Source organism: Aerosakkonema sp. BLCC-F183 (assembly GCF_041929145.1).
In the GTDB taxonomy this organism is placed as follows: domain Bacteria; phylum Cyanobacteriota; class Cyanobacteriia; order Cyanobacteriales; family Aerosakkonemataceae; genus Aerosakkonema.
The window spans coordinates 79,751-90,647 of sequence record NZ_JBHFNU010000009.1; the positions used below are offsets into that span (position 1 = coordinate 79,751).

9 protein-coding genes and 1 riboswitch are annotated in these 10,897 nt (G+C 44.0%); of the genes, 4 read left to right on the top strand and 5 right to left on the bottom strand.

Features of this window, described 5'->3' with window-relative positions; translation table 11 throughout:
- Positions 1–72: 72 nt before the first annotated feature.
- The 3 genes from ACE1CD_RS01355 to ACE1CD_RS01365 form a co-directional block, all read right to left on the bottom strand.
- Positions 73–627 (bottom strand): GNAT family N-acetyltransferase, encoded by a 555-nt coding sequence (locus ACE1CD_RS01355; protein WP_374801228.1) that lies wholly within the window; start codon positions 625–627, stop codon positions 73–75.
- A gap of 110 nt (positions 628–737) precedes the next feature.
- Entirely contained in the window at positions 738–1,793 is a 1,056-nt protein-coding gene (locus ACE1CD_RS01360; RefSeq protein WP_374801230.1) for an alpha/beta hydrolase, read from the bottom strand.
- A gap of 360 nt (positions 1,794–2,153) precedes the next feature.
- Positions 2,154–3,347, bottom strand: coding sequence for a PP2C family protein-serine/threonine phosphatase (locus tag ACE1CD_RS01365; protein ID WP_374801232.1), 1,194 nt, complete (start codon positions 3,345–3,347; stop codon positions 2,154–2,156).
- Positions 3,348–3,414: 67 nt separating this feature from the next.
- On the opposite strand from ACE1CD_RS01365, the gene ACE1CD_RS01370 reads away from it, so the two are divergent.
- Positions 3,415–3,828 (top strand): ATP-binding protein, encoded by a 414-nt coding sequence (locus ACE1CD_RS01370; protein WP_374801234.1) that lies wholly within the window; start codon positions 3,415–3,417, stop codon positions 3,826–3,828.
- Here ACE1CD_RS01370 and ACE1CD_RS01375 read toward each other — a convergent pair.
- Complete coding sequence (locus ACE1CD_RS01375) at positions 3,825–7,805, bottom strand: response regulator (protein ID WP_374820990.1); 3,981 nt, start codon at positions 7,803–7,805, stop codon at positions 3,825–3,827. The genes ACE1CD_RS01370 and ACE1CD_RS01375 overlap by 4 nt on opposite strands.
- A gap of 191 nt (positions 7,806–7,996) precedes the next feature.
- Positions 7,997–8,141, top strand: a riboswitch (guanidine-I (ykkC/yxkD leader).
- 116 nt (positions 8,142–8,257) lie between these two features.
- Here ACE1CD_RS01375 and ACE1CD_RS01380 point away from each other — a divergent pair.
- The 3 genes from ACE1CD_RS01380 (at position 8,258) to hypB (ending at position 10,712) form a co-directional block, all read left to right on the top strand.
- A complete protein-coding gene (locus ACE1CD_RS01380) occupies positions 8,258–9,451 on the top strand; it encodes an agmatinase family protein (RefSeq protein ID WP_374801236.1) in 1,194 nt (397 codons plus the stop codon).
- 189 nt (positions 9,452–9,640) lie between these two features.
- On the top strand, positions 9,641–10,021 hold the full coding sequence (gene hypA, locus ACE1CD_RS01385) for a hydrogenase maturation nickel metallochaperone HypA (protein WP_374820993.1): 381 nt from the start codon (positions 9,641–9,643) through the stop codon (positions 10,019–10,021).
- The gene (gene hypB, locus ACE1CD_RS01390) at positions 10,005–10,712 is read left to right on the top strand and encodes a hydrogenase nickel incorporation protein HypB (RefSeq protein WP_374801240.1); all 708 of its coding nucleotides are present in this window, start codon (positions 10,005–10,007) and stop codon (positions 10,710–10,712) included. Before hypA ends, hypB begins: the two co-directional genes overlap by 17 nt.
- On the opposite strand, the gene ACE1CD_RS01395 is transcribed toward hypB, so the two are convergent.
- A partial coding sequence (locus ACE1CD_RS01395) for a hypothetical protein (RefSeq protein WP_374820996.1) occupies positions 10,695–10,897 on the bottom strand: 203 nt, incomplete at its 5' end. The genes hypB and ACE1CD_RS01395 overlap by 18 nt on opposite strands.

The following is a 10,897-nucleotide window of genomic DNA, read 5'->3' on the forward strand; positions in this document are numbered from 1 at the left end:
TACAATTCGCTAGGAAGGTTGGCAAGTAAATCTGGCAACTTTGTATTGTTTTTTAACACCGAAAGGAAATGTTTAAATCAAATCCAATTTCATTTCGTTAGTAGGTGAAAAGCCCAAACTGGAATAAACAGGTAAGCCAGATGGAGAAGCGTGTAAAATTGCTTTCGTACATCCTTGGGATTTGAGATAATTTACTGCTGTGGTGGTGAGTTGTTTGGCAATTCCTTGTCGGCGATGATTCGGTTCGACATAAACTCCCCAAATATATCCATACTGGCGATATTCTGCGGTGAGGATATGGGGATAAAGGCCAGCAAAAAGCTGACAGCTTACGGAACCTACAACTCGACGATCGACTTCTGCCACAAAAGCTTGATAGCAAAGTTGTTTGCGAGCGCGATCGATAAATTCAAGTGTAATATTAAACCAATCTGTTTGGATACTATTTGGTGGAACATCATTATCCAGCCACATTTGATAAAAGTGTTCTGCAATGAGAGAATCTTCTTTAGAAAAAGCTGCTCTGACATGGATATCGAGTGTCATTACAATTATTGGTTTGCGTGAGTGAGATCGTACCTGTTTTGTTAAAAGTAATTGCAGTAATTGTAGGTTGGGTTGAGCCATAGCGAATTTCTAGATCCGTCCGCTCATTGTGGAGCCAATCCAAAATCCAAAATCCAAAATCCAAAATCGAATGACTTCAACCCAACCTACAAATTGATGATAACTAGCTATCAAACATGGCGATTGAACCATGCAGCAATGTTGATTGCAGCTTTATCGATCGTTTCCGGTTCTTCATAAAACTGAAACTGAATTTTATCCCCTAACCAAACAAGCTCTTTGTCTTTGGCGGGAATCGATTCAAATATTTTTTTAGGAATCACCGGCCCGGTTGCCGCCTTGTCAGCGTGTACCATCAAAGTCGGCTTGTTGAGATTTTTGATGGTTTCATCCACACGATAAGTCCACAATTCTGCTTCGCTCATCGCAGTAATGCGGTTTTCCCAAAGCCCTTGAAAATTCCAAGCTGGGCCGCGATTTGCCCAACGGATGTACCACTCATATATCGGTTTTGGTAATAGCAAAGCGTGAGGATCTTCGAGACTTACAATGGGAATATACTCCATTTCACCCGTTTCTTCGTATTTAGCCTTTGCTTGCTTTGCTCGTTCAATGCGAGCGAGAGTCTTTTCTTCGCCGCCATTGTATTCATCTGCGGTTTGTTTGGTCAGATAGTGACCTGCTACTAGCGCTAATGCTTTTACTCTGCTGTCTTCCGTGGTTGCCTGAATTGCCCAATTAGTACCTTGACATACACCAAGAATGTAAATTCTATCTTGATCTACTTCTGGGCGGGTGAGCAAATAACTAACTGCGGCTTTCAAGTCAGAAACCTTTGCTTGTGGGCTTTCATAACGGCGCGGTTCCCCACCGCTTTCGCCATGAAAACGCGGGTCAAATGCTAAGGATATAAAACCTTCTTTTGCCATTCGCGTAGCATATTGAACAGGCGATTGCTCTTTGACAAATGCTACAGGGCCGAGAATCGGCAGGGCGGGTGCTGGTTGGGTTAAGCCGTCAGGGATGTATAAATTCCCCACCAGTTCCACGCCGTCGTTTGTGAAGGTGACTCGCTCCATTGTGTAGGAGCCTTTGGATTGCGTCTCCGTATTCTGCATTTTTGCCTCCGCACTGTTACTTACTCCAGCTAGACCCTGGCTGAGTAAAAAACTGCCTGCCCCGATTGCGCTGGCTTTCACGAAGGTTCTCCGCGATTGGTCAGACATTTTTAGTTTCTCCGCTAGTTGGCTCGTGCAGTAGCTTAAAAATATTGTTGCTTCACGAGCAGGTTAACTGTCTGAATGTTATTAATATCATTAAAAGTGTAGATTGTGCAAATATGCAATATTAGTATAAAAATTTCATTCGATCGTATGTACAGCTTCAATCGCAAATGATTCTGATGGTAATTATTTGTACATTGGGTGGAGGTGAGTTACAGGCCGCAACGTTTATTGTTTATTGCAACATTGGCGATTGTAGATTGCTATGCGAGCTATGAACAACAGACATTTCCTCCAAAAGAATCTCTCTCGGCAGGCAGAATGCCTACACCACAATAATTTTTGGAGATGTCTAATGAACAACTAATTAAAGTTAATTTTTAGCAAAGACAAATCATCCTCAAAACTTTGCCCATGATTTAGATTGCGGATATGTTGTAAAATTTCATTCAGATTAGAGGTATTTTTCTGACGGCAGTTTGTTAGTAAACTAATGAAAGCATCGATTCCCCATATTTTGCCATCTGGCTGATGAATTTCATAAGCACCATCGCTGAAAATATATAGACTGCTGTTTTCTTCGATATTGAGATAGCAATTGTCAAATTCGGAATCGGGTAAAAAACCGATTGGCAGTCCGGAAGATACCAGTCGCTTAACCTGGATGTTTTCCGGTGTGCCAGATAAAATTACAGCTGGTGGATGTCCGGCACTCGCGTATACAAGCTGACGCGAGTATTGGTCATACACTCCATACCAAATAGTGAAATACTTATCGTTGTGATTATCCATTTGAAAATTATCGTTCAGCGCCTTCAAAACTTGGCTGGGCTGAAGAAAATTAACTTCCGAGATGGGTTGCGATCGCAAAAAATTTAGTACGGCAACTGATAGCAGCGCCGCACCAACTCCGTGTCCGGATACATCAAGCAAATAAATACCTAAAATCCCATCGTATAGCCAGTAAAAATCAAAACAATCGCCGCCCAGCCGAGCAGAAGGAATAAACACCGCCTCACTGGAGACAGTTCCTTTTAAAGGTGAGGGGAGCAGCGATAGCACATATGCAGCCGCTTCATCCAATTCTGCCTGTAATTTGTGGTTCGCTTTTTCCATCGCTTGCTTTTGGGTTTGCAAATCTTGGTTGAGCGTTTGCAACTTTTGATTCAATTCATACAACCGCAGCCCAGCTCGCACCCGCGCTTTCACTTCTTCCATTTCCACCGGCTTGGACAAAAACTCGTCTGCTCCTGCATCAAGTCCCTTAACACGTTCCTCAACTGCTTCCTTCTCAATACCCTTTCCCTTCGCAGTCAGCAGAATAAAGAATGCAGTTGATAACTCCGGATCGGCTTTAATACGGCGACACACTTCCAGTCCGTCCATCTCCGACATCATCCAATCACAAATTATGAGAGCGGGAGGATGCAGTTGTGCTTGCGCGATACCTTCTTCACCATTGCTTGCTAAGATTACATCATAACCCTGATTTTGGAGTGTTCTTTTTAAGAGCAGCCGCAGCGTAGGGTCATCATCAACGATAAGAATTTTAAACATAGGACTTCAAGTAAACTTACATCTATTACAGTTTATTATTGCATTAGAAAGGGAAGGTTAGTCACAAGTGCTTAAAAAAATTCATCTTCAAGTTAATACAAATCTGACAGCTTCTGGCCAAGTTTTATCATGGTTTGAGCAGTTAAACGATCCTCCCATCAATAAGAAAATTTGGTGGCAGTGTCAAACCCTACTTCAAGAAGGCTTTGCTAATATTGTCGAACACGCCCATAAAGATCTGCCGCCTGACACACCGATCGATATAGAAGCTGTACGGTTTGACGAACATATAGAGATTCGTATTTACGGTTATGGCCCATATTTTGACTTAGAAGCTCAATTGGCGCAAATCCCCGAACTTGAAGATAATTTTGAGGGACGGGGGCGCGGGTTGAAAATTATATCATTACTTGCGGACTGCTTTTCTTACAAGATCGCAGACGATCGTCGGAATTGTCTGTCGCTCAGCAAACAGTATTAAATTTTTATTGATTGGATTTCCCATTTTTTTAACAAGTCTTGTATCCTGTTAAGAGATGCTTGAAATTCTGTCAGCAATTCCGCCGTTCCTTCTAGCTGTTGAGAACGAGCGAGTTTTTCAAGTTGGGATGCGGCTGCGTTCATAGCAGTAGCTCCGATATTGGCACTGGCACCTTTAAGGTGATGACAGCCCCGCTGAATTTGATTAAAGTTACGATTGGCGATCGCATCTTTAGTTAGCTCCAGATGAGCTTGGGCATCTTCTACAAACATCTGCAATAATTCCAATTCAAATTCTTCATTGTTTTCGGAAATTTTATGCAAATGTTCCCAATCAAAATCTGGTAAAGTCGCCGCTTCCCTAGCAACAGCTTGCACGGGCAAAACGACTTCTTCACTTGTAACTATTACACTACTCCAACGCTCCAGTACCACTGCTAATTTTTCCTTGGATACGGGCTTACTCAGATAATCATCCATCCCGGCATCTAAACATCTTTCTCGATCTTCTTTCATGGCATTTGCCGTCATCGCAACTACCACAGGGCGATGTCCGACCAAACGAGATAGTTCCTGCCTGCGCCGAATTTCTCGCGTTGTTTCAAAACCATCGAGAATGGGCATTTGGCAGTCCATTAAAATCAAATGATAGGAAACTTTTTCTAATAGCTGTAATACTTCTTCTCCATTGGCGGCAACATCAGCGTTGTAACCCAAATTATCCAGCTGCTTGAGAGCTACTTTCTGGTTCACTAAATTATCCTCAGCTAGCAGAATTTTTAACTTGTTTTTAACAGCAGTTTCGGGCTGTTGAGACTGGGAGTTATCGGAAATATTATCAACGCCACAGGTTTTTAACTCGTCTGAATTTAAATGACTGCCTAAAATTGGAATAATCGTATCCAGCAACCGGGATGGCTTAACAGGTTTGAGTAAATAATCGATAAATCCTATCTTTAGTGCTTGCTGAACTTCATCTCTTTTATTAGTACAAGTTAGCATAACCAGCGGTATTTCAGCTAGAGCCGGATGACGCTTAATTTGTTCTGTCAAAGTTATGCCATCTATCTGAGACATTTGCCGATCGATCAAAACGATATTATAAGGCATTCCGCGATCGCAAGCCGCCTGTAGAGCTTGCAGCGCCGCTGCCGCACTATCAGCCTCATCTACCTGGATTCCCCAATGGGTAGCTTGATAAAAAATTACTTTTCGGTTGGTAGCATTTTCATCCACAACTAACAACCGACACTCCTTGAGATAGCCAAGATCTTTAACTGGGGAAATCGGCTGAATTTGCTTACAAAAAGGTATGCTAACCCAAAACTGAGAACCTTTACCATCCTGACTTTCAACTCCTATTTCACCTCCCATTAAAGCCACCAACTGCTTGCAGATAGCTAAACCCAAACCAGTGCCGCCATACTTGCGGGTGGTGGAAGCATCCACCTGGGAAAACGGTGCAAAAAGTTTGTCTCGATATTCTGGAGCAATACCGATGCCGGTATCGATTACAGCTAAGTTAATAGTAGCTGTAGTAGCGGTTTCTGACTCCAATTCTGCCCGCACTACTACCTCTCCAGAGTTAGTAAATTTAATCGCATTACCAATCAAGTTCATCAGAATTTGTCGCAGGCGACTGACATCTCCTTTGATTTCGGTAGGAACATTGCGAAAAATTAAAGCAGCAATTTCCAATCCTTTAGCATGAGCTTGAGGAGCCAGCAAATCGACCACTTCTTCAATGCAGACAGACAAATCGAAATCTAAAATTTCTAGTTGCATTTCCCCAGCTTCAAGTTTGGATAAATCTAAAATCTCGTTGATTAGGCTTAAGAGAGCGTCTCCACTGATGCGTATTGTTTCGACAAAATCTCGCTGTTCCGGATTTAAGTCTGTTTCTAATAATAAGCCAGTCATCCCTAAAACTGCATTCATAGGTGTGCGGATTTCGTGACTCATATTCGCAAGAAATAGTGATTTAAAACGGGAGGCTTCCAGAGCAGCTTCTCGCGCTTCTACCAATGCTTCTTGCGCCAGTTTGCGATCGGTGATGTCGGTGTCTGTTCCAGTCATACGATACATATTGCCTTCCGCATCTTGGAAAGCTGTACCTTGAGAAAGGAACCAACGGATGCTCTTATTTTTATGCAGCCGACGATGTTCAATTTCATACAGAGGTGTTTTTCCTTCTAGATGTGCTTTGGTGGCATTCAACACTTGTTGCAAATCGTCTGGATGAACTAAAGAAAGCCAACTTGATAAAGTGTTGGGGATATCGAGTTCTGTATAACCAAGTGCAGCTTTAATGGTGGGATCGATATAGATTTCGTTTTTTTGAATATCCCAATCCCAAACGCCTACATTGCCGGCGCTAATTGCTAGCTCATATCTTTCCTGACTTAACCTTAGCGCTTCTTCTGTGCGCTTGGCTTCGGTGCGATCGATCCCCGTACTGATGATATATTCAACCTCTCCCTCATTACCTAAAAGCACAGTATTCGACCATGCAATTAAGCGACGGCTTCCGTTTTTTGTCACCCAATAATTTTCGCACTCGTTTTGGTTGTTGCCACTTTGCAGTTGTCTAAAAACTGCTTTGACGGTTTCTACTTCTTCTGGAATCGAGCATAAATCCCAAAAATACCTGCCCCTCACTTCATCCAAGGAATAACCCGTTGTTTTTTCGCACGCTTGGTTAAAGCGAACAATTTTTCCTTGCAGATCGAAAACTATTACGAAGGCGCTAGCTGTATCAACAATGGCAGAAATAAAGTTGCGCTCTTGCTTAAGCCATTCCTCTACCTGCTTGCGTTCGCTAATCTCGCGATAGATTAGGTAGAAGACCGAAGCGAGAATAAAAAAACACACAAATATGCCTATTAAAAATGTCAATATTGCCTTTTTTGCGTTGGCTTTTGCTGCCGCTTGACGCTGACGCAATAACGTCTTTTCGTTTTTTTGTATAGTCTCTATTATTTGGCGAATCTCATTTGTTTGCTGTCGGTTTTGATGCGTATTAAAAAAATCTAAGGCTGACTGCAATCCCCTCTGCCTACGCAATTGAACTATTTCACTTAGGAGGTCGATTTTACTGGCAATGATAGGTTCTAATGTCGGTAAATATTGTTGTATATAGTTATCTGAAGTTAATGTTTTGAGTTGTTTAATGTTTTCTTTGAGAGTGGGAATAGCTGTGTTGTAAACTTCTAAATAAGACTCGTCTCCAGTCAGTATGTATCCTCTTTGTCCGGCTTCGAGATACCTCAAGTTGGAGAGAACATCTTCAAGATTGCCCAGTACTTCGTAACTGTGTTCTACCCACTTAGAAGTTTTGACGAGTTCATCGATACTGCGGTACGAAACTACCCCAATTAACACTAGAATTGCTGACGCTAATCCAAACCCTGCCGCAATTCGCTTGAAGAACGTCCTGCGCTTCTTGTGTGCTTGTTTGCGATCGCTATTGACGAGTAATAAATTTGCTAAATTGCGCCGCAGTTCCATCAGCTTGACTGCTTGACGACCCAGCATTCGCAATGCGTCTACCTGTTCTGGATTGAGATTTCGCGGTATGCGATCGACCGCGCAAAGTGTTCCCAATGCGTGACCCTCTGGGCTAATCAGCGGCACACCTGCATAAAAACGCACATGAGGGTCGGAAGTTACAAAGGGGTTTGTGGCAAAACGTTCGTCAGTTGTAGCATCGGGAACAATAAAAACTTCTCTTTGCAGGATAGTATGGGCGCAGAACGCCACATTGCGGGGTGTTTCCAGCGCCGACAAACCCACTTTTGACTTGAACCACTGGCGGTTAGAGTCAACTAGAGTGATTAAGGCGATCGGGGTTCGGCAAATATATGACGCTAAACGTGTGAGGTCGTCAAAAGCTGCTTCCGCAGGAGTGTCGAGAATCTTATATTGCTTAAGCGCTTCGATTCTCTCGGCTTCATTATCGGGTAAGGGTGCTTCGATCATCAAAAGACAAAATAGAGTAATTTACTAATCTTTTGTAACTTAAGATACATTTTTTAGCTTAACTGATTGCTAAGTTAAGCAGGTAAGACAAAGAATAACTTATCAATAAAATTCAATCTTTCTACCCTCTGTAGTATTTAGCGTCAAAGCTGAAAGTTTTTTGAGGCAACTGGCAGAATCAGAGAGAAGAATTTGATAGCTTCTAGGGTTCCGGTTTGGATAGAGCGACACAGGCGATACTCCAAATGCTGGTCCGAGAGAAGCAGCTGGCTCTTGTAGAATATTTATATTTATAAGGATGAGCTAGCCACACGGCGGGAGAAAAGCCCGGGAGAAACGCACAAGTCGCGATCGACTAAACTTGTTCTCCTGGGCTTTCTGCTTTGGAACTCAGGAGACAAGCAAGTGAATCAACAGCAGAATGTTGTTTTGTAAATCTCCAGAGTGTTCAAATGACTGAAAATCCTTTGTTTCAAAGTCCAGAGTCAAATAACGGCCATACTCCCAGCCAAGCACAACGCGCCTTGGAACTGGAAGCGAGATTGCCGTTGACAGGCTGGCAGCAGGAAGTGTCAAAAGGTCTGGAATATGGATTAGAAGCAGCAGAAAGTATTCGCGATCGCACCATTCCCACCTTCTCTCGCGGCGAACTTCCCCACTACGCAGGCATCAACACCTTCATGAAAGCGCCTTATGTGGAAGATGTGCGTAGAGTTGGCGAATACGATGTGGCGATTGTCGGCGTTCCCCACGACTCCGGAACTACCTATCGTCCCGGTACTCGCTTCGGCCCGCAGGGGATTCGGCGCATTTCTGCATTGTACACCCCCTACAACTTTGAGTTGGGAGTTGACCTGCGCGAACAAATCACCCTTTGCGATGTCGGCGATATCTTCACCATTCCCGCCAACAACGAAAAATCATTTGACCAAATTTCTAAAGGCGTTGCCCACATTTTTAGTTCCGGCGCATTTCCGATTATTTTAGGCGGCGACCATTCGATCGGTTTCCCAACAGTACGAGGCATTTGCCGTCACTTAGGCGATAAGAAAGTTGGTATCATTCACTTCGATCGCCACGCCGACACCCAAGAAACCGACCTCGACGAACGGATGCACACCTGTCCTTGGTTTCACGCCACCAACATGAAAAACGCCCCAGCCAAAAACCTCGTACAGCTGGGAATTGGCGGTTGGCAAGTTCCCCGTCAAGGCGTGAAAGTTTGTCGAGAACGTTCTACTAACATTCTCACCGTTACCGACATCGTAGAAAAAGGAATTGATGCAGCCGTTGATTTTGCCTTAGAACGCGCACTAGATGGTACCGACTGCGTATATATCAGCTTCGATATCGACTGCATCGATGCCGGATTTGTTCCCGGCACCGGTTGGCCAGAACCGGGCGGTTTATTACCCCGCGAAGCGCTATCTTTACTCGGCAAAATAGTGCAAAAAGCACCCATTTGCGGCTTAGAAGTAGTAGAAGTTTCTCCACCTTATGACATCAGCGATATGACCTCACTCATGGCAACTCGCGTCATTTGCGACACGATGGCGCATTTAGTCATATCCGGTCAACTACCCCGCAAACAAAAACCCGCTTACATTTTCCCAGAATCGCAACCCGAACTCGTAGCCTGGACTTAAAAACTCAAAGCAGAGGAGAACAGGGAACAGTAGACCTCTGGCAAAAGCCGAAAAACCTCATATTATTCATCTGCGTTTATCTGCTTTCATCTGCGGTAAAAAGAGCGGGAATTCCCATTTCGCAAGAAGCCTATTCTTCTCCTGTCTCCCTCTCCCTCTTCCCTCTCCCCTTTTTTTCAGGAGAAATCCATGCACGAAACTGACATGACAAAAGCGTTAATTGTAACGGTGAAGAAATGGTGGTTAGAACAACCAGAAAAACCGAAAATTTCCCACGTTCATCTCACAGTCGGTCAGTTCACCTGCGTCGAACCTGTGAGTTTGCAATTCGCCTTTGAAGTCCAGACCCGCAACACCTTTTTAGAAGGAGCAAAGCTAGTCATTCAGGAAACGCCATTAATTGCGTTTTGCCATCACTGCCAACAAGAATATCGCCCAGAGATTGGCATTCAGTACGCTTGTCCGACTTGCCACTCGCCAATGGAAGATATTCGATCGGGCCGAGAACTGAAGATCGATCGCATTGAATATAGTTCTGATTCTGCGGAAACTTATGCACCAAACGTTTGACGCCGCTTTAGGAATTAACTTGCTCCATGCCAATCAAGCCGGAGCAGACCACAACCGCGAACATTTTGATGAATGGGGAATTACTTGTTTCAATGTGATGAGCAGTCCTGGCGCGGGCAAAACGGCGCTGCTAGAAAAAACCCTAGCCGGACTCACCAACGAGTACAAAATCGCCGTCATTGAAGGCGATATGACCACCGAATTAGATGCCGATCGCCTGCGGAAATACAACGTTCCCGTGATTGCGATCAACACAGGTCGTTCCTGTCATTTAGATGCCAAAATGGTGTCAGGGGGAATTCATCGTTTAGCCCACGAATACAACCCTTCCGAATTCGATTTAGTACTGGTAGAAAACGTTGGCAATCTCGTTTGTCCGGCAGAATTTGAAGTAGGCGAACACGCCAAAGTTGCGCTCTTGAGTTTGACCGAAGGAGAAGACAAACCCCTCAAATATCCGGTGATGTTTCAAGAAGCAGATTGTTTGTTAATCACCAAAATGGACTTAGCACCCCATCTTGATGTTGACGTGAATCAAATTGTGGCAAATGTGCGCCAAATGAATTCCCACGTCACCATCATTCCCGTGTCTGCCAAAACAGGAGAGGGATTGGAAACTTGGTTTGATTGGGTACGCTCTCAAATCGATCGATTCTCAGCCACCAAACATCAACTATCGACTGTTCATTAACACAGGTACGTAGTTGCGCTTCAGCGCTCTTCTCAAAAGTACGTAGTTGCGCTTCAGCGCTCCGATCGAAAGTACGTAGTTGCGCTTCAGCGCTCTTCTCAAAAGTACGTAGTTGCGCTTCAGCGCTCTTCTCAAAAGTACGTAGTTGCGCTTCAGCGCTGAAGAGCAACAACAAAACAAAAAAA

What these genes read in the sequence shown, in the direction of transcription:
- ACE1CD_RS01355 (WP_374801228.1), bottom strand. Translation starts at nt 627, where the DNA reads ATGGCTCAACCCAACCTACAATTACTGCAATTACTTTTAACAAAACAG.
- ACE1CD_RS01360 (WP_374801230.1), bottom strand. Translation starts at nt 1,793, where the DNA reads ATGTCTGACCAATCGCGGAGAACCTTCGTGAAAGCCAGCGCAATCGGG.
- ACE1CD_RS01365 (WP_374801232.1), bottom strand. Translation starts at nt 3,347, where the DNA reads ATGTTTAAAATTCTTATCGTTGATGATGACCCTACGCTGCGGCTGCTC.
- ACE1CD_RS01375 (WP_374820990.1), bottom strand. Translation starts at nt 7,805, where the DNA reads ATGATCGAAGCACCCTTACCCGATAATGAAGCCGAGAGAATCGAAGCG.
- ACE1CD_RS01380 (WP_374801236.1), top strand. Translation starts at nt 8,258, where the DNA reads ATGACTGAAAATCCTTTGTTTCAAAGTCCAGAGTCAAATAACGGCCAT.
- hypA (WP_374820993.1), top strand. Translation starts at nt 9,641, where the DNA reads ATGCACGAAACTGACATGACAAAAGCGTTAATTGTAACGGTGAAGAAA.
- hypB (WP_374801240.1), top strand. Translation starts at nt 10,005, where the DNA reads ATGCACCAAACGTTTGACGCCGCTTTAGGAATTAACTTGCTCCATGCC.